Consider the following 25,816-nt stretch of genomic DNA (forward strand, 5'->3'; position numbering starts at 1 on the left):
TGATGAAAAAGTTTTTAAGTCTGGTACTCAGTCTGGCCATGACCGCCACGCTGCTGGCGGGCTGCGGCTCCGCCCCCGCCGCATCCGGCTCCGCTCCCGCAGCGTCGGGTTCTGCCGCCGGTTCTGCCGTCAACCTGAAAATTGCCACCACGGGCAATGAAAAGCACCAGTCCACCATTGCCGCGCAGGCGTTTGCCGACAAGATCGCGGAGCTGTCCGGTGGGCAGATCACCGCCACCGTCTATCCCAACAGCCAGCTCGGCAGCGAACGCGAGGCTGTGGAGGGCGTGCAGCTCGGCTCCCTCGAAATGACGGTGGTCACCAGCGACGGCGCGCTGCCCAACTTCGTCCCCGAGACGCAGGTGCTGTCCATTCCCTATATGTTCGAGACGAAGGACGAGGCCTATTACGTGCTGGATAACTTCCTGCAGGACGAGCTGGAGCCCAAGTTTGAGGCGCAGGGCATCAAGCATCTGGCATTCTGCGAGCTGGGCTTCCGCAACTTCACTAACAACAAGAAGGAAATCAAAAGCGCGGCCGATTTGTCCGGCCTGTCTATCCGTGTGCAGGAGGCCACCATCTGGTTTGCACTCGCGGACAGCCTGAACTTCATTGCTACCCCCATCGCCTTCAACGAGCTGTACACCGCGTTGCAGCAGGGCACTGTGGACGGTCAGGAGAACCCTATTACCTCCATTGCTACCTCTGCCTTTGACGAGGTGCAGAAGTATATGTGCATGGATAACCACACCTATGGTGCGGAGAGCATTATCATGAACCTGAACCTGTACAACGGCCTGACCGCCGAGCAGCAGGGCTGGGTGGATGAGGCTTCCGCCTACGCCAGAGATTATCAGCGCGAGACGGTCAGCTCCATGGAAGCCGAATATCTCCAGCAGATTAAGGACAGCGGCGTTATCGTGTGCGAAGACCCTGATATCCAGTCCTTTAAGGACGCCACCGCCGACCTGTATACCCGCGACGATGTAGCGGCTCTGGTGGACCCCGCTTTGACCGAGGCCGTGATGGCGGCAGTCAAGGAATCCCACAACTAACGAAAGCAGCCCCGACCTGTTGAATCGGCCGCCTCCTGTGGGCGGTCGATTCTCACGGGTCCCTTTTAGAAGGAGAGAATATGAAAGCTTTGAACCAAATAGTCGACGGGCTGACCCGTTTCGTGATGGGACTCAGCGCCGCCACGGTGTTCGTTATCACCTTTGCGCAGGTTTTGTGCCGGTATGTCCTGAAATCCCCCCTTCCGTGGAGCACAGATATCCTGCGTCTGGCCTTCACGTATCTGGTGTTCTGGGGAGCGGCATGGTGCGTTCGGGAAAAGGGAAACCTGAACGTGGACGTTCTGCTGACGGCAATGCCGGTCAAACTGCGGAGTCTGGTGGAAATTCTCATCAATGTGATTCTGTGCGGCTTTTTTGTGCTGCTGATGGTCTATGGCGGCCAGTTCGCCAAGAGCGGACTTTCCCAGACCACCTCGTATCTGCCCATCCCCATGACGGTCTATTATGCCAGCATTCCCTCTGCCGCGCTGGTGATGCTGTTTTACATGGTGCAGATTTTAGCAGCACAACTGCGTGATTTTACCAAAAAGGAGGCCGGTGAGGAATGATTTTCATTGTATTGCTGTTTGTCCTGTTTTTAGTGGGCATTCCCATCTGTTTCTCTCTGGGACTGGTCTCCGTGTTTGGCATCATGCAGGGGGGCTATCCCCTGACCGTGGTGGTGCAGCGGATGTTTACCGGTGCGGACAGTACGGCGCTCATCGCCATCCCCTTGTTCATTTTGGCGGGCGGACTGATGGTGCAGGGCGGTATTTCCAAGCGGATCGTGGATTTTGCGGACGCTTTGATTGGGCATCTGCCCAGCGGACTTGCCATGGTGAGCATTCTGGCGTGCATGTTCTTCGCGGCTATCACCGGTTCCGCCATCGCCGCCACGGCGGCTATCGGCGGCATCATGATTCCCATTATGGAGAAGAAGGGGTATGAAAACAACTTCTCCGCACCCCTGCTGGCCTGCGGTGGTTCCATCGGGCCGATTATCCCGCCGTCCATTCCGCTGCTGCTGTACGGAACCATGGCGAGCGTCAGCGTGGGCAAGTTGTTTATCGGAGGCTTTGTCCCCGGCATCATCATGGGTGCGGGTCTGATGATTTACAGCTATGTGGTGGGTAAAAAGCGCCATTATGTGGGTCGGGAAAAGCGGGCCACAACCCGCGAAATCTTCAAGACCGGCAAGGATGCGCTTCTGGCGCTGATTATGCCCATCATCATCATCGGCGGTATCCTTTCCGGTATTTTCACCGCCACCGAGTCCGGCGCGATTGCCTGCGCCTATGCGCTGATTCTGGGCTTGTTTGTCTACAAGGAATTGAAGCTGAAGGACCTGTACACACTGTTTATCGACTGCGCCAAGTCCACCGGACAGGTACTGATCGTGGTGGCCTGTGCCAGCCTTTTCACATGGGTTATCACGGTGGCGCAGGTGCCCCAGACGGTCAGCGCATTCCTCTCCGCCACCATCAGCAACAAGTATGTCATGCTGCTGGTCATCAACGTGGTACTGCTGATTGCCGGTACGTTTATCGACACCACCAGCGCGCTGGTGATTTTCACCCCGCTGTTCCTGCCGCTGGTGCAGGCTATGGGCATCGACCTCATTCATTTCGGCCTCGTCATGGCGGTGAACCTGACCATCGGCATGTGCACACCGCCTTTGGGTGTGTGCCTGTTCGTCTCCGGTTCCATCGCAAAGGTGAGTCTGAAAGAGCAGATGCGGGACCTCCTGCCCATGCTGGGCGTATTGCTGGTTGTGCTGGCGATCATCACCTATATCCCATGGACAGTGACGTTCCTGCCGAACCTGTTCGGCTGATTCCCGTCGGTACGCTTGCCCACCGGACGAAACCAATATTTCCAAGCAGACAAAGCGCCCGCGCACTTATCCAGTGCGCGGGCGCTGTTTGACTGGCCAAAACTGGTGGGAACCGCTCGTCTAAAACGAACACCATATATAATACCCGCCGGAACTCACGGACAACCGGGCCTAGGGACGTAGTCAGAGCATATGACTCTCGGTATTGACAGGCGGGGCTGTGCCTCTGGCCGACTGGCTCGGAGAACGATGCCGGGCGGGGCATGACGATTCCTTGCGGCGACGATCATCTTTCTGAGAGGAGGGCCGCAACGGCAATTAATAAGAATACTTCCTCTATAATTGCACAGCTTTTAAGCGGCTCCCGTGTTTTTCGCAAACTTTACCAATCATTCCCCTCAATGTATTTCATATTCACATGGCTGCTATTCATTGTGATATCCATTTTATCAGACATTTCTCCATACTGAATGAATATCTGCCAGGCAGATCGGCTGTCGGCCTCTTCCTCAGTCGCATAAAGGACAAAGATTTGATTACTGCCGTTTCCTCCGGCGATTCCGCCAATGACTCCGCCGATTGCCGCCCCAACAAGAGGAAAGACCGCTGATCCCGCAGCGCTCCCAGCATAGCGCCGCCTTTTGCACCCAGTGTTGATCCGGCCCAACTGCCACCAATACTGGCCGCTGTGGAAAGCGTTTTTTGCCAAGTTGCGGATTCATTACTCCGGCAACTGGGAGCGATCCCGTTCCGAATGTTTTGATATATGTTTCCAACGCCGTCATCGTTTTCTTCCCGTAGACTCCGTCCTCGGCCAGATGTTCCCCGATACCCAACTGATTGAGTTTGCTCTGTAACTGCTGGATTTTCGCCAGGTCGCCGTTCACAAACCACGCCGGTTTTTCAATCTTGCTGCCCGTCGAGCCGGTGCTGATTCCACAGCGCTCCTGCTCGCTGACGGCGGATTTCAGATTCTTTGCGGTATCGTCGGTGATATAGTTGTTCTCCCGCTCACTGCGCTCAAAGTCCCGCTCCAGTTGGTGGGCGATGGCGTCCAGCGCATCTTTCAGCAACCCGTGGTAATCGGGACTTCCCCAGCGGGCACGGTTCATCGTTAGAACATCCTGCCGAAAAACAGCTCACTACATGCAATTTAAATAGTCGCTGCTGCCCAAAACTGCGCCGTTTTCGCCTGCCAATTTCTAAAGTTATTCTTAATAAAAGGCGTACCGGTGAGAAAATGGTGCATATAATTGCACAATAGTCTTAAGAAATTTACAGCAAAAAAGAACGCAGACTGTTTTAACAGTCTGCGTTCTTGCTAATGGTGGACGATACAGGACTCGAACCTGTGACCCCCTGCACGTCAAGCAAGACTGAGGACAGATAGTACTTAGAGACGCAAGCATTTTCAATGGTTTAGGCCAATCCGCACCCCGTAAAAAATAGTTGCAATATAGAAACTGTCGTATTCTGTCGTACCTGATATTAACAAGAAGTTTTGAAAGTTGCACAGTTTCATGCAACTTTTATATGGTTTGCAACAATAAATAGATGGGATTAAACGGCCATCGAGAATTTTCTTGACATTTTAGGTTTAACCTATTATGATGATAGTAGAAAAGTATCCGCGCGCGTATAATATGTAAGTAACGTCCTGCATCTCTCGAAGCCTTGCGTTCCTACGTGGGGTTCTTATGTAGAGAGTGTGGGACGTTTCTTTTTAATATGGCTTGAACTTCCAGTGGCTATAGGGCAAGGCCCAAAAATGGTCTACATAGCCTCGCTCTCCCGTTGAAACTCCGATGTTAAACGCGGGTAGCATGGCTTGAATTCTGCCGTTGATATGCTTATACAACTTCTCCTTGGCAATCGTCCGCTTACCTCTAACACGAGCCCCTTCTGGTTTCTCAAAATGCAATTTGTTCAAACGGAAGTACATTGCACCAAGAACAATATCGGTACACTGCAATAGCACATGCTCATGAGAGCGCACTTCTGCAACATCACCCTCACGAATGTGCAGACGATTCTTCACAGATGAAAAATCTTTGATGTTGGGGAGACCTTGCACGTACTGTTTAAACTCATTACATTTCTCTTTTTTATCTGGAAGCTGATCCAGATAAATACGGACATAAACGTCACCATCTTCTGATGGGATATATTTCAGGCCAAATGCATTTTTCAAAAACTGATAATACAGCTTAAAATATTTATCATCATTGCTGTGCCGGTCATGGTAGTTAGAAGGGCGATCCTCATTGCTGCGGAACATCACCCGAACCTTGATTTTCCCAGACTGAATGAAATCAAAGAAAAGATCCATGATCTGGATATATTTGCCCAAGTACTGATCGGTGGTCTTTGTCCACTTGATCTCGCCGTTTAAATTAAGTTCGGTTTTTTTTCGATTCAACGCTTCTGTCACTTCAATGAGATCTTTGCTGTTAATTAGGCAGCCACCGAAGAAGTCACTGAAAATTGGCCCATTGCTACTAGACTCATCGCAATATAAAATGTACTCCACGCGGTATCTACCCACCCATCCAATTAGCTATGTATGAAAGTATAGCACATTTTACCAAAATTCGCAACTGTACAGATAAATTGGCAGACAGGAATTCCTGTCTGCCAATTTAATTTCAGTCATTTGTAATATGCAAAGAAAGTGTATTAAATATGTTATTTCTAAGCTGTCTTTGTTTTATTGAAAAAAGAAGGGAGCGAATGCTCCAATCCTCTTTTGCTAAGTAAGCCTGTTAAGGCGTTGCTTCATATCCGTAATATGCTTTGAGCTCATCTTCAGTCATAGAAGTTGCTACCTCAGGGTCAAGAACATCTCTGGTTTCATACTGATAATCAAGTTCGTGCCGATTATAATCAGCAACTCTCTCAAATCCGGAATCGTTTATAAAGTGTACTATGTCCGTGTGAAGGAGTGCTTTGCGGCACAGGAAATCGATCCCCAAGCATGACTTGACAAATAATTCTGTTAGCCTCTGGCCGGGAAACCACCTTCTTTTCCAGTCTGCATTGTTGTGCCTTTTTTTCTCTCACAGATTTGTGAGAGTTTTTTTATTTAGGGGCTTGATTTTTTGTTTGCAGACTCCGTACTAATTACCAATGCTCATCCGATAGTCTCTCTTCAATTTTAGCACGATTGCTCTTCAAAAAATCACTCATTTCCTTGCGACCTTGTTCAATTCGTCCCATAATACGTTGTGGATTGAAATCAAATGTACTCTTCATGCTTCCCAAATCAATGGAAGGACATAGTGTTAGTATTTTCGGGTTATTCCGAATAACCAGATCTTCTGAGTCTAATAAGATTTCGATAATAAGAGAATTACTCTCGTTCATACTACTGTCGAGCAGCACATCTGTAGGGACATTATTTGGGGGAATAAACCCACCATCACAATAACGAACGCCATTAATAATCTGTTCAGGAAACGCAAAGGGATAAGCTGATGACGCAAGTAATATTTGCTCGACATTTTTCGGTTCTTGACCATTGAGCAAAAAAGACACTCCGACATCTTTTTCTAAATTTGTGCATGTAGCATAGCACTGAATTTTTGACTCAGATACCACGCCAAACTGGAGTGCCTCTCGGAGCATGTATTGAATCCCGTCACTATTTAAAAAGGAAAATGAGGAAATTTGTTTCAGCTTTCGAAGTATTGCAAATAACTCATCCTTAGTTGGACGGCTTTTAATCAGAAATCCCGTCAGCGCAAGTGCCATAGGAAAGACCAGCGGGGCAACAGATATAGGGAGTGTCCCCGAAAGAAATGCTCCTGAGCCAAGTACCGTCGCGCCTGCTGACACCAATGCGGCGTTTGTTGCAACAGGGGTCACAAGTCCTACCGTTAGTACTATTGATACGCAGCATTTGAACAGAGCAACATAGCTGTTCTTGCTTTTTTCTCGTTGATAAATAGCGCTTGCTCCCAGTGCCCCTGCTACAGCCGCATGAACAGTAGTATCATGTTCTTTTTCCTTCGTACTTTCTGGATGTGCCCTGATTATCTTAAGGAGAGAATATAGCGTTTTCTTAAATTCTTCAATCCCTCGGATATTGAAAATCTGTGATGAAGAAATTGATTCCCAAATATCTCTGGCTTTATCAAAGTCTCCCTGTGCAAATAGGGCTGCATTAAGGCTTCCAATGGATGTTCCCGATATTTTGGTAACATATTCTGTCAGCTGGGATCCATTAACAGAATAGTCCCGCATTGCCGCCCATGCACCTATCTGGTAAGCGCCTTTCGCTCCACCGCCTGCAAAAACCAGGCCCAATGTCCCACATCCCACAATTGCTCCTCCATATTTAAACGCGTTCTATGCAACAAAAATGTTCTCGAAACTTGTATAATGCCATCACTCAGATATTTTCGTAAAAATGATTGCCACCGCAGCTATAAATCCGCAGATACTCCCAAAAATTCAATTCTTTATTCGTATCCGTCTACGGCATACCAATCACATATTGAATCTACCATTCCCTGTACAATTTTATCTTGGTAGACGTCCGATTCCAACAATGCATCCTCCTCCGGATTTGTCATAAAGCCCATCTCAATTAAAACGGTTGGCATGGTTGCGTAGTTAAAGCCAACCATATCTGACCTTCCGCTAGTACCTCTATTTTTGGCGCCCGTAGCGGTGGCTACTGCATCAACCATCAGTTTGCCTAGGCGTTCACTCTCTTTGACAATGGAAGGTGTTCCCAGAAGATCTCCGGAGGGGACTAAAACGGATACGCCGTGTACGGAGGTATCACTATATCCATCGGCATGGATATGAACCATCACCTCCGCATTTCCATCCTGAGCGATCTGGCATCGCTTTTGTCCGGAGAGTGTGATTTCCGAAACCTCCCGCGTCATAATAACCTGTGCGCCTGCAGTTTCCAAGGCATCCCGAAGGTTCAGGCCAACGGACAGATTCAGCTTTTCTTCCGTCATATTTGCCCCGTGTGTACCGCCGCCAAAAGCGGTTTTTGTCTGATTGGAGAGCGGTGATAGTTGTTCTTGTCCGCCTTTTCCAATTTCATCAGTCACACAGTGCCCCGGATCTACACAGATGATATGCCCCTCCAATGGCAATGATTTAGATGATGCAGATTCAGCGGGTGCTTCGTTATTTATACTTGAATTCGCTTCCTGCTCATGTGTCTCTGCAGACTCATCCGGCGCGGAGACTCCCTGTGTGGAAACAGCAGCAGAGCCCGGCTCCGCAGGAGTCTCTGCAGAAGATTGAATTGCGCATCCGGCACACAGCACAACGCATAGAAAAAGCAATGCAAAAAGTTGTTTCTTCATGAACGCCACCCCTGATCCTTCTGGTATTGTACGATCGTTGCGGTATTTTCTTTCTCACAGTCATTTAGAACGGACGAATCGAAGTTGGAGGCATTCAACCCCTCCTCTGGATAATACCAGTCCTGCGCATTAAAATAATCTCTTAGATTTGTAGAATTGAAATTGCAGCCGTGTCGGGCGTAGATCTCATTTAAAACCAAACTGACCTGATCTTTGGACAGGTCATAGAGATCTGATACAGAGATGTACTGTGTGTCGCTGGGGAAAAGATAATCATTACTATTTCCGCCTGAATCAGCAGTGGAATTACTATCCTGCTCACGGAACGCCTGAAAGGAAAAATCTTTGTTTGTGCAGTCAGATTGAATACTATAATCAGATTCATAAGGATCATCATAGTGCGTAATTATAATATCAAAAGTGCTTCCAGATATCTGTACCGTATAGGTATATGTATCACCCGTACGATATCCATTCAATATTGAATATGCGCATCCGTTCATTGAAGTAGACGTTATGTAAAAAGTATCCCCATTTTGCATCTCCTGCCCGTTAAATATGTTTTTTTCATAATCAAAAAATACGCAATAATACCATTTCCAACTCCAACATTCCTTCAGAAACATCATTGCTTCATAATCTCCCGTATAATTGCTGAAAGGATCATTACTGCCGGATTCAGTATTGTTTACATTGCTCGAGCTTTGAGATTCGGATGCATCATAGAATACAGGAGTGTTTTCATCAGAGGGCAAGCCTGTCCCTGATAACTGAACGCCCATCAGAAGAGCCGGTATCATCGCAACCACCAATATAACCCCTAACATCGTTTCAATTAAATAAGCCACAACAGCATATAGAATTGCATGCCATACGGAGGTTCCACAATGTTTGATGTCTCTGGAGTTAATCAACTGGCAGCAATGGTGATAATATAGTTCATTAAAATGAAGACCAAACCGAATCCCATTTATGGCAAGCCATACTATGCCGACTAGCAGCGATAGAACACCTCCGGCCATCATAACAAGTGCCACGGTAGATTGAAAAGGAAGAACAGCCATACCAATAAGGGAAATAATCCCGCCTGCATTTTCAACGATTAGTGGAAGTAAGAAAAATTTTATGAATAGATCTCCACATTTTCGATAGAAGCAAAACATCGGTACCAGTAAAAATGCGGCCCAATTAAATTTGACCTTTCCACCACGCCCTGCTTTTTCAAATTCGGGAAGATAATATTCTGTGTTCTTCCCAATAACATACGCAAAATCATGAAGTTGCCTGTCATGTTCTGCCTGTGCTGCTTTAGCTTGCTCTTCTGCAGCATTGGTCTCCTCATTTCTGCCTGTTTCCCCGTAAACGGTCTTATCCCTATTGTTATCAGTTGGGGAACCATCTTGCCGGCAATGTGATTCCGAGGATGTTTTGCTTACAGGTTGTCCGCATTGCGTACAGAAGGTTGCATCAGGGTCAATCTCCGCCCGGCAGTTTGGGCACGTTGGTACAAATACCTTTGCCCCACATTGCGGACAAAACTTCGCTTCGTCTTCCAGAGCTGCTCCGCAGTTAATACAAACTCCGCTCATGTCTATCCCTCCATCAATAAAGAAGCTTTTTCAGTGCCCACAATACAGTGGAACCAAAAGCATATCCGCACAGAGACCCGGTTATAAACCGGCGCAGATTTGTGGACTCTCTGATTTCTTTGTACTGAAGAAACCAATCTAAGAACATCAGGCTGCAAAAGGCAATCATAATCCAAAATGGAGCACGGCAAAATTGAAACAAAAAACAGGCGCAGAATTGCCCAAAGAAAACACCTGTGCAACGTGCGCAGACAGGAAATTGATTTCCCCTCCAGAAAAAGCTTCTGTCAGCTCTTTGGTGACACCCAGACAACTTACCTATTCGCATTAGTACAGTATACATTCGCTCCATCTTAGCCCCCCAAAATTTCTGCCAACAGAGGTGCCCCCAAGATAAGCATTGCCACGGTTAACGAAACAACAATAATCATCATATTTCTGCGTTCAGAAGCAGTAAAGATAGAAAAAAGAGAGCATCCCAACTCGGTTGAAAGTTCAGAATAGATTCCAAACCAGCACACAGGAGGTACGATCAAGGACAGGAAAAGAAGCCATAGTCTTAGGCCATACCAAATCGCATGAGAAAGAAATAAAGAACATACCATTGTATAGAGTAGCGCAGATGTACCCATCATTTTTGCCTTTTCCCTTGCATCTTGTGACGCGATATGTTGTTTTCCGCAGTTGAGACATTGCCACCATGTTTCGTTTCTAATATCAACTTTTGTACCGCTTCCGCAAAGCCCACATAAAGCACCAAAGGGTCCCACTAGGCAAGCTCCGCAAATACCGCAAATCGCGTGATAATTCGATCCGTTCATTGTAACAGTGCTCTTTTCTACCAGATGGCACCCCTTCGCTCCACAAAAAGGACAGTCATCGTCTATCACGGGCGCTTCTTTGTTGGATGTTTCCTGCTGCTGCCAATCAGAGTTTTTTGGGATCTTGAAAAATTTTTCTGCAGATATTGTATTCGAATCTGCCGTCAGCTGTTTCAATGCGGGTTCCTGAAGATTCCTTTTTGAAGCTTCAGCGTGAATTGAGTATACTTTTTCTGAAAAATTTTTATCTTTAGCTGCGCTATTTTCAACTGCCTCATGAGTTTTTAAAGTATTTGAACGCTCAATTGCATCTAAACATTCATCTATGTCTATATCGCCTGTAATTACTGGCGGTTGAGCTTTCAAATCTTGGATTTTTGACTGAAGATCTCCTTTGCTAAAAATAGATTGGGCATCCTGCATGGCATCATTTTTCGGAGAAGAATCCTTAAGTGTGAAATCCATTGTCTTTGTAGCCACGCCGGTGTTCTTCCCACATCTTGGGCAAAACTTTGCTTCGTCCGGCAGTTTTGCGCCGCATCTTGCACAGTACATTTTTACCACCCCGTTTGAGTAAGATTCCAGTGTAACAATTGTATTCTATAAAATAACGTTTTTCAATATTTTTAAGCATATTCAGCCGATTGGGGACACCCTATACAATAATGAAAAAGAGGTGTTGAAAGATATGGAGAAGCAGCAATTGGCTGATATGGGAAATCGCCTGCGGCAGCAGCGGAATGCATTGGGCTTGACGCGGGAACAATTTGCAGAGCTAGCCGACATTGGAACCGGCTATTATGGGCAGATTGAAGTTGGGACATCCCAAATGTCCATCGACACCTTGATAAAAGTCGCGCACACGGCCAAACTTCCGATCGAGTATATCTTGTTTGGAACGCCACCCGAGCAGGGAGATCCGTCAGATATCTTTAGTCTTCTCTCCAAGTGCAGTGAACGAGAATTAAAATTAGCAGAGCAGGTTTTGAAACTGTTTCTTTTAAAAGCAGATTAAGACAGGACGGCCATCTCAAAATCAGAGATGGCCGTCCTACGTTTGCAACTGGCAACCACCTGTTCGGAGGCCCTATAGCTTTGCGAGGGCAGGTTTTCACCTGCTTTGCTGGTATATTTAATTGACTTCTGAAAATGGTTAACTCTATTTGTACTGAAGTATGCTCTCTTTTGAGAGAAAAATCAACTTTTATCATAAAAATGAATGCCAGTGAGCAGATGTATTATGGTTTCTTGTGCCTGTTACAAAATGAGTTTACAATAGAGACAATAAAAAATGGTTAGCCGACAGCTAACCATTTCAAAGTATGATCTGTTATGATACTGGCAGAGGTGAAGGGCGTGAAAACAACAGACGAACTGACAAACGAAATTTGTAAGGCTACCGATATGGTGGACTATTTTGAAAAGAACCGTGCGGAATTGCAGTTGAACGGTTTTTCTGAAAGTCTTGGACAGTGGCTAAAAATCAAAAAATGTACCAAAGCTGCGGTGGCGCGCCGATCCGGTTTGAATCGGGCCTACGTCTATCAGATATTTTTGGGCTTGAAAACGCCGTCAAGAGATAAAGTTATTGCACTGGCGTTTGGCTTTGCCATGGATTTAACCGAAACGAAGAAGCTCTTGCAGCAGGCAGGCTATCGGGAACTCTACGCCCGCGATCCAAGGGATGCGCTGCTGATTTCGTCTGTGGTCCACCGGCAGACGATTCTGGAAGCCAACGAGCTGCTGTATGACAATCATATTGAATGTTTGGAATAGGAAAGCGCATCCACTGAAAATCCTTTCAGTGGATGCGCTTTTTTTATTGTTTTCCAAATACATGCAGACCATCTTGATTGGTGAAGAAGTATTCGCTGATTTCTCCTCCTGCAGAATCATGCGCAACAAGGTGATGGTGCAGATAGTCAACACGAATGCCGTCCGTGATGCTGCCCCGATCATCGTAAGGCGGGTCTCCCTTTGACAGCGTATAGATAGCCGTAGTTTGCCATGTGGAATGATCCCCCAAGGAGACGTAGACCTCCTTTACGTCATCACCGTCCGTATCACAGGCGGCCAGCTGCACAGAGCAGCCTTCGGTCGATAATTCGCGGAACCATGGATCAGAAGAGAAATTCATGTCCTGTCCGTTGGCGCTGCCGGTGATTGCAAGGGAGCCCTGTTTATCAAGATAAGCGGTAAAATATTCTTTGTTTCCGTCTCTGTCCAAATCCACAGAGAGGTCAATCCGCTTTCCTTCGGTCAGGCTCTGTCCGTCTATGGAAGCGTAGTCCATATATGGGTAGTAAAACAGCATATCATCCGGAACAATTCCCTGCTTCAGGTAGGGGACTACCGTTTGCCACGTCAATTGATGCAAATCGTTGACAACCATCCTGACCGTACTCCACGATGGCAGAAAAAGCAGGGCAACTAACAAAATCAGAAATATCATTGCGACATGGCGAAGAATTTGCTTGGCTGTCAAAAAATAGAGAGCTCGGTTCAGGTTGTCGGCAGAGGGGTATCGTTGCTTGGGGTCGAAGGCAGTACATTTTTTGATAATCCTCTGATATTTTTGTTTCTTTGAAGTTTTTTCGAGAAGCTGACGAAAGGTAACTCCCAGTGAGTAAATATCAGCTCTGGCGTCCGTTTGCGAAAAACCATATTGCTCAGGAGGCGCGTAGCCACGAGTCCCTAGCAGGATCGTGTCCTGCTCATGCATCGCGCCTTTTACGGTTCTGGCAGCGTCGAAGTCAATCAAACGGATATGGCCATCCGGAGCCAGAAGAATGTTGGAGGGCTTGATGTCCCGGTGAACAATTCCCTGCCGGTGCAGGTAAGACAGTACGGCGCAAAGCTCCCGAATGCTTTTGAGAACATTATGAGGTTTCAGTCCTGCTTCTCCGATGCTTGGGCCGTCAATGTATTCCTCTGTGACAATCGTTTCATTCGGCGCAAAGGTTACTTCCTCAATGTGCGGCAGGTAGGGGTGATCCAGATCTCTTAATTGCTGATAGGCCGCGTGGTTTCCTGCCATCCATTTTCGCACAAAATGCCGTTCTTGCTGGTCCGTAATCAGTATTGCCCGGCACTTGGGGGAGGTGCTGAGTTCTTTGATTTCCTGATAATCCATGCGGCACCACACCCTTTCTCATCCATCATAGTACAACTGCATCAAAAAAATCAAGGCCGTCAATGGGAGCAGGAAGATTCTGCTCCCATTGAAGGCTTAGTCAAAAGCTGGTGCCAAGTCCGCAACGATCAACGGCATTTGTAAAGTTGCCGCATCAACAACGCAGCGATGCAGGAGCCGCTGCGCGGGTTCAAATTAGAGGGTAAACCGTTGTGGAGATATTGAATGCTTAGTAATATGCAGCTTTTCTCTGGCTTCGTTCAGAAGCTGAAAGTCCTGCGGAAATGGAATGTCAGCCGGACAACAGGTCGCATGTTACATACAACGTAGACTATTGTCGGTTGCTCAAAAATATAGCAGCAATTATTATCTGATCCGAAAAAGCTTCATAATTAAGGCAATCGGAATAAGCGCCCAGCCAAAGATTGCACCAAAGGCAAGCCTCTGTAGGAACAGCGCACCAATGCCCCCTATCACAATTTTGTTATAAAATAGCACAAGTCCAGCCGCCCAATATCCGGCCCAAAAATAGAGCAACAGTAAAATTAAATCCATGTTGTTTTCTTCCTTTCTTTCTTTCTTTCTTTCTTTCTTTCTTTCTTTCTTTCGTTTCTGCTATTGGTTATTGATCAGTCCACACACTAATTGATGGTACGATTATACGCTAACAGTTGTATATTGTAAACCCTTATAGTTGGTTTATGTCTATAACTCCCCGGGGTAAACTAAGGAAAATAGACGGAGGGAGATACATATGGACTGGAGATCAATTGGGTCACGAATCCGCCGCCAGCGTGAGTTTATGGGATATACTAGAGAACAATTTGCGGAACAGATTGGGGTCACTCCTAAGTTTTGTTCGGATATCGAGTTGGGCCTTAAGGGTATGTCCATTCCTACGCTTCTCCGGATTGCCTCTAAGCTGAAGCTGTCCACGGATTATATTCTCAGCGGAACAGGTGAGGAACCGAACACCACCCCCATCAGTCAAATGCTGCAACAATGCACCCCGGCACAGCGGCATTACGCGGAGGAAATCTTGAAGAACTACCTAATGGCCTTGGACTCCCCTGAAAAATAAAGAGCCTCTGTCGTTTCACCTTTGTAGCGGCAGAGGTTTTTTATAGCTTGCTGCGGATATACTTTAATAAAGAATTACTCACTATGTTTTACCCTTCGATAAAACGTGCTTGGTTTCATACCAAGCTTCTGCATGGCCTGCACCGCTGTGAGATCACCATCTCGCCACTGCTGGACCACACGATGAAAGTCCGGATGCTCAATTCGCTTTCGCCCGGTATAGACACCGCGCTTTTTTGCTTCGGCAATACCCTCTTTCTGGCGTTGGAGAATGTACTCGCGCTCCAACTCTGCAACTGCACCAAAAATAGTAAGCATAAACTTGCCGGACGGCGTTGTTGTATCAATGGACTCCTTGCGTGAGATAAACTCCACCTGCTTTTGCGTCAGTTGCTCCACCAGCTCCAGCAGATCGCGTGTATTACGGGCAAAGCGGCCTATAGACTCTACAATAACAGTGTCGCCCTGCCGTACATATTCCATCATGCGTTTAAGCTCTTGCCGATTGGTATTCTTTCCGCTGGCTTTGTCAATGAACAACTCGTCCACACCCAGCTGCTGCAGCAGCACCTCTTGACGAATGGTGTTCTGTTCCGCAGTGCTCACGCGAATATACCCAATCTTCATATCTTCATCTCCTGTCCCGGGCGGATGGGCGGATCTATTCAAGAAAAGTTTTTTCCCGATGCATTCACGTACAAAGATTGCGCAAAAAACTTTTTCCAAAAACATCCGCCCATCCGCCCGAACTTAAATTTGAACTTTGTTTTTCCAATAGGGTCGGCATTTGAACTGGCACATGCCAAAATCCAAATATCGACCCTATTGGGATACTTTTTCACTGTGCCATATGGGTACACCCTATTGGCACATCATATCTCACCGCTATAAAGCCACTCCTCAATCTCCTCTGGTGCAAATCCGGATTGATAAAGCGCATCAATCTCATCGGGGGTGTATCCGAAGGCCGGGGCAATCTCCTGCAGTTGTATAAGGTAGCAATCATCAGCCTCGCTATCAAGAGTGCTGGCATAGCGATATACATTATGAGCTGAACTACCACGCCCACTATAAAACCAATCTGGTGTTTGCGCTTCGTATAGGAACTGCTGCGTCGTAATTTGGCCATTTGGCTGAATTTCTAAAATGTCGCCGGGGGAAATGGCAACCTGAACAGGCCTGCCTCGGAGGCCTCGTATGCGGTGAATGGCTGCACGAAGTATTCCCTCAGTGGATGCGTAGAGGTATAACCCCATAGCCGGATAGTAATACAGACAAAGCGGATTGTCCCCCTTGACCAAATACAAGCGATTGAGATCATCCAAGACCGAGAAACAGAAAGAGCCCTCCACCTGTTCAGCCATGTACTTTAGGCTGTCAAAGGTGAGGGCTCTCTTTTGTTCCAGAAGCTGCACAGCGATAAAACTGTCGGTCTCCACGCGGGTGGTTGGCAGCTGCAAAAGATTGCGTAGCATTCTGTCGTTATACAAAACGCCGTTATGGGCCAATGCAAAAGGGTGATCTGGAATTGAACCGGGAAACGGATGGTTATTTGGGTTTTTGCATGCACTACCCTGCGTGGCCATTCGCGTGTGCCCCATAATGACATTGGCATCGCGGGGCAGGACAAAGTGCATTTCGTGGGCAGGACGAGGGCGCTTATAGATTCGCAGCTTTCCGCCACTATTGTAAGCGATGCCAGTGGCATCGGTACCTCTCGCCTCGCATTCCTTTGCCAAAACGGCCAGCATGCGATTCTTCTGATGGAGTGAAAGGCTCTTCTGATAGTCTACAATTCCGAAGAGACAGCACATGGTCAAACCTCCTCCGCCGCGAGTACGGGCTCATTGGTATACAGGCGGCGTTCTTTCAAATAGGCAATCAGCTCGGGGTACTGCTTGCAATCAAGGCCGGAAACAAAACTTGTCCAAGATAGCTCTTGGACATTTTCGTCAGTATAAAAAGTTGCAACATTACAGATTGCGTTGACCATCTGTAATGTTGCAAGAAAGGTGGAGAACTTCAGCGTCCCACGAAACATGCGGAATTCAATGGTATCCGTGTTGGTCAGGTTGACACAGGTATATCGTCCGCCGGAGTAACCATTTTTGGCCCGATCCAGAATCTCCGTGGGATGCTCCTGGTAGCCGTAGCGTGCAGCCCAGCGTTTCAGCTGAGATTCCGTGCGGCGGCTGAATTTTAATAGTTCTTCCCAGTGCTTTTCCACAAAATAGAGAATACGGGCAATGTACCGATCCTGCTCAGCCTCTTCCTCACCGAATGCATTGCGGCTAATGTGGACATGCAAACCACAGGTGCCTGCCTTATGACTGACATAACCCAAGTGAGCAGCCTCCTGAAGAACCTCATTCCAGGGAATTTCCTTCTCATGATAAGAAAGAGAACACGGCTCGGACACCAACTCAAATCCGTCATCCAAGGAACCATCGTGCTTGGCGTAGAGATAGCCGGAATCACGATTGGCAATGCTAAGTAACTTGCTTGCGTTATTGCAAAGCTCCCCGCCGCGATCAAGCTCCAACTCCACACCGAAGTAGCGAGGCCCTGCGCCGTAGAAGGTGGGGGTCGGCTTATAGTAATAGCTGTGGATGCTGGAGCGACTATGTTCTTCACAGCAATCCCGGCAATAGGGGATGTCATCCTCCTCCGGGAAATAAGCATCCACATTACGTATTAGGGTTCCGCACTGCTCGCAGGTGGTGAAGTCATTGTCAAAGCAACTGCGGCACAGGGTGATTTCACAGTTTCCTTCGGCTCTGTCTCGGAGAATCCGATCGCCGCAGTGATCACAAAGGGTGGTTTCTTCTTCCAAACAGCTTTCACAAAAGAGTTGTCCGTCAAATTCGGTAATGGTATCGCTATGGCACTGGGCTCCGCAGATGGAGCAAATACAAGGCTCCTTCATGGTTTAAACGCTCCTTACTTCTTCAAAAATTATGAGTCCGTTCTCAGTCCGGATAAACTGCTGGGGATTATAGAACTGCTGAGTATAGGTGTCTATCTGAGCAGGGGTAAGGCTTTCAAATGTTTCAGAATCCTCCCGTGCAGCACACAGGAAGAAGGGACCGCTGATGATGTCGTAAACTTCGCCGGTGTCGGGGTGGGATAGAGCACGGTTCAGGGGAAGCCCCAAAAGCTTCCCCTCCTCGTGACAGACCAGCGCAACCGGCTCCTGAAACGGAAAAACAGCCTGGATGCTGCCGCCAACTAGGGCCTGCATAGCATCCAGACTGTCCTCCAGATCATAAGCGCGTGGAATCTGGTTTGGTTTTACGAGTAAAACCTTCATGATTTGTCCTCCGATATTAAGATGTCAATTGCCACGCACAATGCAGTGGCTACCGCGGCGATTACAATACTCCAGATGTTATTCTGGTTCGCTGTCATTTTACCATTGGGAATCAGCCTCCTTTCTGTCTCTTTTGACCTTGTTTCAGGTTATGCGTACGAGTGCGTGGAGAGTAGTCGCTCTGCGATCATCCACAAAACGCGGCGAATGGCGATGAGTATCTGATGAAGCATGGCCTTGTTCACTCCTTTCCAATACCGTAAAACCAAGGCATTTGCTCAGGTTTTACGCGTGAATCCATTGCTTTTTGTTAAACACATTGAGAGGCGTGTGTACCCAAATTGCCGCCAAACAAGGGGACGCTGAACCTCTATAGTAATAATACATCCGTTCAAAAGGAGAAAATAACGGCAAACAATGCATTAAGGGACAATTTGCCCCCGCCAGGTGATGCGAGCGATGTGCTGTTTTATCTGGCCGTGCAAAGCGGAAAAAGCCCTGTGTTCCAGCAAAATGCAGAACGCAGGGCTTTGTGCGGACAGATAAAATGGCGCGGCGGAAGCATTGCCTGGCGACAATACTTGTAGGAGGTTTCAGTTATGTTCTTTCAACGTGAAGACGACGAAGTAATGGAAGAAAATCACATAGAGAATGAGTATCTCACTCCCAGAGAAGTCATGAGCCTACTCTGCATCGGAAAAAACAAGTTTTATGAATTAGTCCATTCAGGAGAGCTGCCGGCATTTCGTATTGGAAAGCTCTGGCGTGTACGTAGGTGGGATTTACAAAGGTACTGTGAAAGAATCGCAACGGGCCATCAGCCTATTGTTTAGAACGCGTTTGATTGGTCGTGCTTTTTTTAGAGACCGCATTCTTATATCGCTTCGGTTTAAATTCGCCAGTAAGCGTTTTTTCAATGTTATTGTAATCAAACGGAATAAAATTGGTAGGATAAAGTAACAAAATGCATTTTGCGGCAAAAATTACATAAAGTTGGTTAATATCAACATTAGTTTCTGTATTAATACCTAAAAGGATGGCTTCTGAATCAGCAACGGCTACACTTGAGAAATCAAGGGAAGATAAATTTTCAGCGCTATTGGATTTTATTGGAAATAGTTCCGACTTATGATCATTGATGTACATAATGAGCGGTGGAATGAACAATTCTCTTTTAGAGAAACCAGCAAAAGGTTTGAAGACACTAATTTTTGACTGAAATGAAAGAGTTTCTGCATCAAATAGTTCAAAAGACAATTTGTAATCCACCTTTTTCGAAAGAGCAGGAACCTTAGAACAGGCAAGAACAAAGAGAGAATAGATAAAGGCTCTAAAAACTTGCCTATCGGAAACGACGGGAGCGTAGTTGGACGACAGGTGCGTTCGCAAGGCATCATTATTATTGTCACCAAAGGGTAGCCCTAGCCTTTTGGCAAGTTTTTTCATGTACCCTTCCATAGAAAACATGTTGGTTACCGTTTCAGCTGCTTTGTACTGCTTGCCGGCATTGGCGTTGTTTATCTGGAATAAGTTCTCCAGTATGCTAGGAGCACTACTATCAGAATTTTCTGCACAAATAAACGCACGGCTCGCGGGGGCATTGAAATAAAAAGATGTTAGCAGATAGGGCAGAATGTTTGTCACCGCATCATCGCGGTCATCAAATAGCAGGACCAGAGCTTCTGCATTATATCTGCCCGCTTCACTGGGGAAAAAATAATGTAGATATTTTTTAAGCTCACAGGACAACTCAAGCTTGCTGGCCTGACCAACGGAATCATATTCGGGTGCCGTCTTGCCCAATATGTCGTATAACGGCAATAGTCCTTCGTATTCTTTACTCGATTGATAATTTTTATAATTTCTACATATATACTCAACCAATTCGCCTAAAACCGAATCTATTGCTAAAAAAAGCTCGGTATAACATGGGTTGCAAGCTTCATGCTTTTTTATGAAACCATCAAGCTCTTTGGGATCTTCACAATCGATAAATTGAAGTTTTGCTTGGCAATCCTTTACGCGTTTTTTTATGCATGCCTTTGCTATACAAAATGGTTCGCTCATATAACTTCCCCTTTCACATTTGTCAACTCTGCTAAATCGACACTAAAAATCTTGCCGGTTTTGAAGGTGAAAATTAACATAAATTTGCCTTTAAAATATAAGCAAGGGCAACAACCCGAACTTATTTTTTTTAATGGAGGAACAAATGATGAACAATTACTCCGAAACGGCAACCAGTATTTTCCAGCACATGCAAGAGGGGCGGCAACGTGCGTGGGCCATTAGCATACAAGAAGGCTCGCCTGCCATTATGAAATGCGGCAACGTCTTTGGAAACGTTCTGGCATTGGCAGGGAAATTCAGCGCCGACGGAAAGACCCTTTCTCTGCCAGATGGGAGTGTTCAAAAGGGCTCCGACCTTTTTATCCTGATGGACCAAAAAAAGAGGACTAATGCCCGATTCTCTATCATCATCGGTGGTGAAGAGGTGATTAATTCCAATGGCGCAGACGCCGAGGGGTTCTTCTCCGCTGTCGCACAGAATGGAAGAAATCCAGAAAGGTCAGTGGGACTTGTGGCTACATGGAACGCAAAAGAAGGTGTCGCTTCATGGATAGAAGCGTCTTCCGACGAGGACTTCGTTGCACTTGCTCACGCGCTGACGGAAGTGACAAGCATATATGAAGAGCTTTGATTTTGAAGCGTCGTCAACTGACTGTTCTGAGAGCTTTGATGAAGCCGCGTTCAGGTCTTGCGCGTTTTCACCTGTGCAGGGATGTGAGCGTGAAAGCGATGGGGACCCGCCGCCAACATTGGGCAAATACTTTGGCGAAGATATTTGGGATGGGCCTGGGTTTTCGGAAATTGATGCCGAGCCGGTGGAGGAGATGGTTGATCTCCGGGCTTTTATGGAGGGCGATACTCTGTGCACGTACTATGGCGGAATTGAGCAGGGAATGCCGCAACCGCAGCAATGCGATTTGCCAAAAATGCTGAGTGTCGCCTTTGCTGATTGCGTACAGCCTTCCATCGACCTCAAAGCAGTTCAAAAAAACCAAACCGGCGTTTTTGTGGCACAGGTCGCAAGGCGAATTGCCTCTCAGGGCGATTTCGCCCTGATCAACAAAAATCTCTGCTACTACAACGGGATCCACTGGGTTATCCTCTCCCGCGAAGAAGCGGAGGCGGAGGTTAAGAACTGGGTCAAGCTGCACCTTGAAAACGTAGATATGGCGCCCAGACTTATTCGGGAAATCGTTGCTGCCTTGCGGACAGACAAAAGTATCCACATAGATAACCGGTCGTTTCAAAGCAAGGATTATCTTATAAATTGCAACGATGGCATTTACGACGCGTTGAACGGCACCGTCTATCCACACTCAAGTCAATATGATTTTTTTGGTTTTATCGACATCCCCGTTGGGAGCATCGGGTGCGGGCCTCACCGGTATTTTGACAGCTATGTCAAAAATGCATTTGGCGGGCAGACAGAGGCCTACTGGGCAACCATGGAAATGTCAGGTGCAATTATCGCAAATATTTATATGAAAAAGATATTTTTTTTGTATGGTGCCAGCAACACAGGAAAATCCCAATGGGGGCTTTTTCTGCAAAAGCTTCTGGGCGAATCCCTCACCACGGCAGTTTCCAGTGTATCTGACTTCTCGGGCGAATGGACGACCGGAACCTTGATGGATAAGCGATTATGCCTCTGCTTGGATTTGCCAGATGAGGATCTCAGCCCTAAGACAATTTCGGTATTGAAGCAGCTCTCAGGGGATGACCCCATTCTGGGAAATAGAAAATATCAAAATCCGTTTACGTTCAAGTCCCAAACCGTAATGGTATTTGCAACCAACCATAAAATCAAAATACCCGACATCTATAACCAGGAGGCGCTTCTGAAAAGAATTACGCCGATTCCTTTTTTTAGGGCGATTCCAGAGCAGGAGCAGATTCCACATTTGGCAGAACTCATGTATGAGCAAGAGGCCCCTTACATTGTAGGAAAACTCGTGGATGCCGTACAGGCCTTGAAACGGCGAAACAACCAATTGACCGTTGCAATGGAGTTGGATGATGTGATCTTTAATCCTGACGAGGATGCCGGAAGGGATGAAGATAAGTCCATCGCGGAATTTGTCCGAAAATGTTGCGTGCTAAACCCAAGCAGCGTAACGATTACAGAGAATCTGTATGTGGAATACTGCGGCTTCTGCGAAGCAAAAGGCCTTACATCGTGTACAAAAATTAATTTTGCAAGGCGGTTGATCCACAACTTCAAGCAGTTGATCCCGGTGAAGCGTGTGCAGGGACAGGATCATAGGGGCATACAAGGAATAGGTTTTGCAACGGGTAGGGTTCGCCTAGAGAATACTGAATAAGATGTTTTTAATTTTACTGCAAATTCCCTCCGGTTGCAATGGTTGCAATCCGAGAAACCTTTCGGTTTTATTTTGCGGACCGGAAGACATTTGTGACAACGACTCATGGGCATCACAGCGATTGCGGCGTATGGGACCAATTATCATTAATTATAGAAAGGCTGATATTTTATGAAACTGAAAAGAAAAAATGGCGACGAAGCGGAGCATCAAAAGGAAAACACGGGCGTCGACTCTTCTGGAACGAGTGGTCAAGCAAACAGGAGCTACGTGCAAGATATGCGCAACAACCGCACGAACGTCCAAAACTACGGAAGCCCATGGACTGAAGAGGATAAACGAGAACTGACCCGATTGTATTTGGGCGGTGTCGGGATTACCGAAATTGCGGTCCAGATGAAGCGGCGAGAAGAGGCGATTCTCTCCAGGGCTGCTAAAATGGGGCTGAAGGCTAAAGTCTACAAGAAAAGAAAGAAGCGGGAAAAAGAAGAGTTATCCTGATGGGATCCCCTTTAAGGTTGTACATCTGCGAGGGAGCGGCCTTCGCAGATGTACAGCCAAACAGAATCTGTTCTTGGATTTGACGGGCGTCGATATCGTAGTCCGCTGATACACGGATTCAAATACAAATGACAGATATATTATTTTAATGTGAGGATCGGATACCGCATAAAAGGAGGAAAAACAAGAATGTCTGAATCAGCCTACCGTGTCATTTCAGAACGGCAGAAAGAGCTTAGTCACTTGATTGAGGAACACCCGCTTTACCTGCCTGTGTCAAAGGTCGCAGAATTCCTGCATGTTAAGCCAGAGGCTCTTAGGGCAAGCATGGAACAAGGACGCTGCCCATTTGGGTTGGCGTGGAAGTTAGGGGATAAGGCGGCGTATAAGGTTCCCACTATCACATTCTACTGCTGGGTTACGGGAGCAAAAACCATAGCACAGTAAAGCGCATGTAATATGCTGAGAAAGGAGACTGTCCATGGACGTCAAGAAAAAACGATATGAGTACAAATTGAACCTCGGGAAAACGGTAAATGGCACGCCCTTACGCAAATCATTTTACAGCACCAAAAGCAAAGCGGATGCCAAAAGACGAGCGGAACGGTTTCGCGTTCAATACGAGATGGAGCACTGCGTCGGCGTAAATTCCTATATCAAAACAATGAAATTCTCCGATTGGGCAGTCTCCTGCCTTGAAATGTACAAGAAGCCCTTTGTGAAGGCAAATACATACGCGGGCACCTATGTCGCGCCTGTGGAAAAACACTTAATTCCTTACTTCGGAAATATGAACATGGACAATATCAAACCGTTTCATGTTCAAAAATACATCAATGACGCGGCAAAGATTTATTCGCCAGAAACCATTAAGAAAGACTTCAATGCGTTAAGCCTGATTTTTCAGACCGGTGTGGATAACCAGTTTTGCAGCAGCAGTCCTATGGTCAAAAGTCTCCGGATGCCAAAATATGAGACAGTAACAGAGAAACAGGCATTTTCCCAAGAGCAGTATGACAAGGTATATGAGATGGCCAAGGGGTACGAAAACGGGCTGCCGATCATGGTAGCGCTGGAGACGGGTGTATCCCGAAGCGAGCTGCTAGGACTGCGGTGGGAGGACGTGGATATCGATCATGCGCTGCTGCACATCAATCAGGGACTGGTGTTCTATCACTCGGAGGATCAGGGGAAATGGGTCTCCGAAAGCAATGGCCTGAAAAACAAGTATCGCCAACGGAGCATCCCAATTATGGATCAGGAGCTACTTACTCGCCTAAAGATGTTGCCTCGTGAGATTGCAGTGGGCAAGCGTATGGTAAGGCCGGAGTTTGTATTCCACAGCCCTGAGGGAAAGCCATTCCAGCCAAACAACTGGGTGAACCGCGTATATCGTCCGTTCATGGATACGGTGTGTGCCGCGTATCCTGACATTCCACGGCTATCCATTCATGAGCTCCGACACACAAGAGCAACGCTTTGGATTGCCCAAGGGGTAGACCCCTACATGGTAGCCCGTCTGCTTGGCCACAGTGACCTCAAGATGCTGACCAGAATCTATGACCATACCAGCCCTGAAACGCTGAGAGCGGCCTTAAAACCGGGCATAAGCGAGCCGGTGATACCCTAACAGTTAGGGTATCACCGGCTATTTTGTTGTCCACGCAGAGCATTCATTTTGTTCTGAGTCAAATTTCAATGTGAATTTCAAGGAAAAGTGTCGTCTTTTTGTCGTACTTCCTGCTTTGCCCTTATGCGCAAGCAAAGCAAAAGCTCCCAAAGCCTTGCGGCTCTAGGAGCTTCTATGGTGGACGATACAGGACTCGAACCTGTGACCCCCTGCACGTCAAGCAGGTGCTCTAGCCAGCTGAGCTAATCGTCCGAAACGAACAGGATTAGAATACACGATAATTTTGATCTTGTCAACCACTTTTGAAAAAAATGTTGGATTTTTATATTTTCAAGGGATTCCGCGCAATGAAGCGACGCGCAGTGCTTTTCAAATATTTAAAAATGGAAAGCAGACTTGACATTTTACGTAAAAGTGCTATGATAGCGATATGGAAAGCAAACTTTCCGTTTTGAGGAGGGTGACGGTGAAAAACAGACTGGAAGAATTGCGCAAGCAGCGCGGCGTTCGTCAGGAAGAACTGGCCGACGCACTGGAGGTTTCACGCCAAACCATCGGGTCGCTGGAAAACGGGCGGTATAACCCGTCCATTCTGCTGGCGTTTAAGATTGCCCGATATTTCGGAATGGCCATTGAGGACATTTTTATCTATGAGGAGGAGCAGGTATGAATCAATCCAAGGGGTTTGCCATGGCGGTATTGGGTGTGGTTGCCGCGGCTGTCGGCTTTGCGCTGATACGAACGCTGGATACACCGGGTGGAATTTTACGGGCGCTGCCCTATGTGCTGGTAGGGCTGGGCTGCGGCGCATTTGGGCATGGAGTCGGCGCCGTTGTCAGCCGCCGAGCCGTGGAAAAGGACCCGGAGGCTCAAAGACGACTGGAAATTGATCAAAAAGACGAACGGAACATTGCCATTGCAAACTGCGCCAAAGCGCGGGCATGGGAAGCAATGACCTATATCCAGTGCGCGCTGATGCTGGCCTTTGCCCTGATGGGGACAGACATGGCAGCTCTTTTGCTGCTGGTCTTTGCAGACCTTTTCGCGGAAGGCGTGGGGATATATTACCGTTTTAAATATGACCGCGAAATGTAAGAACAAAGAAAACCCCCGGTATCCAAAAATGGATACCGGGGGTTTGT

At 47.2% G+C, this 25,816-nt stretch carries 27 protein-coding genes, 1 tRNA gene, 1 pseudogene and 1 riboswitch; of the genes and pseudogenes, 13 read left to right on the forward strand and 16 right to left on the reverse strand.

Annotation, left to right across the window (positions count from 1 at the left end; translation table 11 throughout):
- The first annotated feature begins 2 nt into the window (after window positions 1–2).
- From dctP to ON16_RS01180, 3 genes are all read left to right on the forward strand, one after another.
- On the forward strand, window positions 3–1,055 hold the full coding sequence (gene dctP, locus ON16_RS01170; RefSeq protein WP_243441741.1) for a TRAP transporter substrate-binding protein DctP: 1,053 nt from the start codon (window positions 3–5) through the stop codon (window positions 1,053–1,055).
- An 80-nt stretch (window positions 1,056–1,135) separates the two neighbouring features.
- The gene (locus tag ON16_RS01175) at window positions 1,136–1,624 is read left to right on the forward strand and encodes a TRAP transporter small permease (RefSeq protein WP_040658721.1); all 489 of its coding nucleotides are present in this window, start codon (window positions 1,136–1,138) and stop codon (window positions 1,622–1,624) included.
- A complete protein-coding gene (locus tag ON16_RS01180; protein ID WP_040658722.1) occupies window positions 1,621–2,889 on the forward strand; it encodes a TRAP transporter large permease in 1,269 nt (422 codons plus the stop codon). Before ON16_RS01175 ends, ON16_RS01180 begins: the two co-directional genes overlap by 4 nt.
- Before the next feature lie 536 nt (window positions 2,890–3,425).
- Here the strand turns inward: ON16_RS01180 and ON16_RS01185 are convergent.
- The 8 genes and pseudogenes from ON16_RS01185 to ON16_RS16310 all read right to left on the reverse strand — a co-directional run.
- Window positions 3,426–4,001, reverse strand: coding sequence for a peptidoglycan-binding domain-containing protein (locus tag ON16_RS01185; RefSeq protein ID WP_040658724.1), 576 nt, complete (start codon window positions 3,999–4,001; stop codon window positions 3,426–3,428).
- Between the two features lie 611 nt (window positions 4,002–4,612).
- Window positions 4,613–5,419, reverse strand: coding sequence for a DUF3800 domain-containing protein (locus tag ON16_RS01190; protein WP_040658726.1), 807 nt, complete (start codon window positions 5,417–5,419; stop codon window positions 4,613–4,615).
- Between the two features lie 590 nt (window positions 5,420–6,009).
- The gene (locus tag ON16_RS01195; protein ID WP_040658728.1) at window positions 6,010–7,209 is read right to left on the reverse strand and encodes a patatin-like phospholipase family protein; all 1,200 of its coding nucleotides are present in this window, start codon (window positions 7,207–7,209) and stop codon (window positions 6,010–6,012) included.
- A 140-nt stretch (window positions 7,210–7,349) separates the two neighbouring features.
- Window positions 7,350–8,219 carry an N-acetylmuramoyl-L-alanine amidase family protein gene (locus tag ON16_RS01200; RefSeq protein ID WP_051131455.1) on the reverse strand — a complete coding sequence of 290 codons (870 nt, stop codon included), beginning with the start codon at window positions 8,217–8,219 and terminating at the stop codon, window positions 7,350–7,352.
- Window positions 8,216–9,808: a YARHG domain-containing protein gene (locus ON16_RS01205; protein ID WP_040658730.1), complete on the reverse strand. Its 1,593-nt coding sequence runs from the start codon at window positions 9,806–9,808 to the stop codon at window positions 8,216–8,218. Before ON16_RS01205 ends, ON16_RS01200 begins: the two co-directional genes overlap by 4 nt.
- Before the next feature lie 13 nt (window positions 9,809–9,821).
- On the reverse strand, window positions 9,822–10,160 hold the full coding sequence (locus ON16_RS15255; protein ID WP_081579559.1) for a DUF2085 domain-containing protein: 339 nt from the start codon (window positions 10,158–10,160) through the stop codon (window positions 9,822–9,824).
- 1 nt (window position 10,161) lies between these two features.
- Window positions 10,162–11,109, reverse strand: a complete 948-nt coding sequence (locus ON16_RS14830; protein WP_051131456.1) for a hypothetical protein — start codon at window positions 11,107–11,109, stop codon at window positions 10,162–10,164.
- Window positions 11,110–11,121: 12 nt separating this feature from the next.
- Window positions 11,122–11,184, reverse strand: a pseudogene (locus ON16_RS16310) (zinc-ribbon domain-containing protein); the annotation flags it as partial.
- A gap of 133 nt (window positions 11,185–11,317) precedes the next feature.
- Between ON16_RS16310 and ON16_RS01215 the strand changes: the two are divergent.
- Window positions 11,318–11,644: a helix-turn-helix domain-containing protein gene (locus ON16_RS01215; protein WP_040658732.1), complete on the forward strand. Its 327-nt coding sequence runs from the start codon at window positions 11,318–11,320 to the stop codon at window positions 11,642–11,644.
- Between the two features lie 40 nt (window positions 11,645–11,684).
- Window positions 11,685–11,764: riboswitch (cyclic di-GMP riboswitch) on the reverse strand.
- 221 nt (window positions 11,765–11,985) lie between these two features.
- Window positions 11,986–12,405 carry a helix-turn-helix domain-containing protein gene (locus ON16_RS01220; protein WP_051131457.1) on the forward strand — a complete coding sequence of 140 codons (420 nt, stop codon included), beginning with the start codon at window positions 11,986–11,988 and terminating at the stop codon, window positions 12,403–12,405.
- A gap of 43 nt (window positions 12,406–12,448) precedes the next feature.
- On the opposite strand, the gene ON16_RS14835 is transcribed toward ON16_RS01220, so the two are convergent.
- Window positions 12,449–13,762, reverse strand: a complete 1,314-nt coding sequence (locus ON16_RS14835) for a serine/threonine protein kinase (RefSeq protein ID WP_051131458.1) — start codon at window positions 13,760–13,762, stop codon at window positions 12,449–12,451.
- Window positions 13,763–14,128: 366 nt separating this feature from the next.
- On the reverse strand, window positions 14,129–14,317 hold the full coding sequence (locus ON16_RS01230; protein ID WP_040658734.1) for a hypothetical protein: 189 nt from the start codon (window positions 14,315–14,317) through the stop codon (window positions 14,129–14,131).
- A gap of 199 nt (window positions 14,318–14,516) precedes the next feature.
- Between ON16_RS01230 and ON16_RS01235 the strand changes: the two genes are divergently transcribed.
- Window positions 14,517–14,843, forward strand: coding sequence for a helix-turn-helix domain-containing protein (locus ON16_RS01235; RefSeq protein WP_040658736.1), 327 nt, complete (start codon window positions 14,517–14,519; stop codon window positions 14,841–14,843).
- 74 nt (window positions 14,844–14,917) lie between these two features.
- On the opposite strand, the gene ON16_RS01240 is transcribed toward ON16_RS01235, so the two are convergent.
- The 4 genes from ON16_RS01240 to ON16_RS01255 all read right to left on the reverse strand — a co-directional run bounded on the left by ON16_RS01240 (window position 14,918) and on the right by ON16_RS01255 (window position 18,152).
- Window positions 14,918–15,469 (reverse strand): recombinase family protein, encoded by a 552-nt coding sequence (locus tag ON16_RS01240; RefSeq protein WP_040658737.1) that lies wholly within the window; start codon window positions 15,467–15,469, stop codon window positions 14,918–14,920.
- A gap of 245 nt (window positions 15,470–15,714) precedes the next feature.
- Window positions 15,715–16,656, reverse strand: a complete 942-nt coding sequence (locus tag ON16_RS01245) for a class II glutamine amidotransferase (protein WP_051131459.1) — start codon at window positions 16,654–16,656, stop codon at window positions 15,715–15,717.
- 2 nt (window positions 16,657–16,658) lie between these two features.
- The gene (locus ON16_RS01250; protein WP_040658739.1) at window positions 16,659–17,768 is read right to left on the reverse strand and encodes an amidoligase family protein; all 1,110 of its coding nucleotides are present in this window, start codon (window positions 17,766–17,768) and stop codon (window positions 16,659–16,661) included.
- Window positions 17,769–17,771: 3 nt separating this feature from the next.
- Window positions 17,772–18,152 carry a DUF3846 domain-containing protein gene (locus ON16_RS01255; RefSeq protein ID WP_040658741.1) on the reverse strand — a complete coding sequence of 127 codons (381 nt, stop codon included), beginning with the start codon at window positions 18,150–18,152 and terminating at the stop codon, window positions 17,772–17,774.
- A 629-nt stretch (window positions 18,153–18,781) separates the two neighbouring features.
- Here ON16_RS01255 and ON16_RS16315 point away from each other — a divergent pair.
- On the forward strand, window positions 18,782–18,985 hold the full coding sequence (locus tag ON16_RS16315) for a helix-turn-helix domain-containing protein (RefSeq protein ID WP_144032045.1): 204 nt from the start codon (window positions 18,782–18,784) through the stop codon (window positions 18,983–18,985).
- Here ON16_RS16315 and ON16_RS01265 read toward each other — a convergent pair.
- Entirely contained in the window at window positions 18,975–20,219 is a 1,245-nt protein-coding gene (locus ON16_RS01265) for a hypothetical protein (RefSeq protein WP_040658743.1), read from the reverse strand. The genes ON16_RS16315 and ON16_RS01265 overlap by 11 nt on opposite strands.
- Window positions 20,220–20,364: 145 nt before the next feature.
- Here ON16_RS01265 and ON16_RS01270 point away from each other — a divergent pair, with 145 nt between their 5' ends.
- From ON16_RS01270 to ON16_RS01290, 4 genes are all read left to right on the forward strand, one after another.
- Window positions 20,365–20,853, forward strand: coding sequence for a hypothetical protein (locus ON16_RS01270; protein ID WP_144032022.1), 489 nt, complete (start codon window positions 20,365–20,367; stop codon window positions 20,851–20,853).
- Window positions 20,840–22,543: a DNA primase family protein gene (locus ON16_RS01275; RefSeq protein ID WP_040658745.1), complete on the forward strand. Its 1,704-nt coding sequence runs from the start codon at window positions 20,840–20,842 to the stop codon at window positions 22,541–22,543. Before ON16_RS01270 ends, ON16_RS01275 begins: the two co-directional genes overlap by 14 nt.
- Window positions 22,544–22,714: 171 nt before the next feature.
- Complete coding sequence (locus ON16_RS01280) at window positions 22,715–23,044, forward strand: hypothetical protein (protein ID WP_040658746.1); 330 nt, start codon at window positions 22,715–22,717, stop codon at window positions 23,042–23,044.
- Window positions 23,045–23,525: 481 nt separating this feature from the next.
- Complete coding sequence (locus tag ON16_RS01290; RefSeq protein WP_040658748.1) at window positions 23,526–24,674, forward strand: tyrosine-type recombinase/integrase; 1,149 nt, start codon at window positions 23,526–23,528, stop codon at window positions 24,672–24,674.
- Between the two features lie 175 nt (window positions 24,675–24,849).
- On the opposite strand, the gene ON16_RS01295 is transcribed toward ON16_RS01290, so the two are convergent.
- Window positions 24,850–24,926, reverse strand: a tRNA-Val gene (locus ON16_RS01295).
- A 214-nt stretch (window positions 24,927–25,140) separates the two neighbouring features.
- Between ON16_RS01295 and ON16_RS01300 the strand changes: the two genes are divergently transcribed.
- Window positions 25,141–25,344: a helix-turn-helix transcriptional regulator gene (locus ON16_RS01300; RefSeq protein WP_040658749.1), complete on the forward strand. Its 204-nt coding sequence runs from the start codon at window positions 25,141–25,143 to the stop codon at window positions 25,342–25,344.
- Complete coding sequence (locus tag ON16_RS01305) at window positions 25,341–25,769, forward strand: hypothetical protein (protein ID WP_040658750.1); 429 nt, start codon at window positions 25,341–25,343, stop codon at window positions 25,767–25,769. Before ON16_RS01300 ends, ON16_RS01305 begins: the two co-directional genes overlap by 4 nt.
- Window positions 25,770–25,816: the final 47 nt, after the last annotated feature.

Origin of the sequence: Oscillibacter ruminantium GH1, from assembly GCF_000307265.1 — a bacterium.
Lineage (GTDB): Bacteria > Bacillota > Clostridia > Oscillospirales > Oscillospiraceae > Oscillibacter > Oscillibacter ruminantium.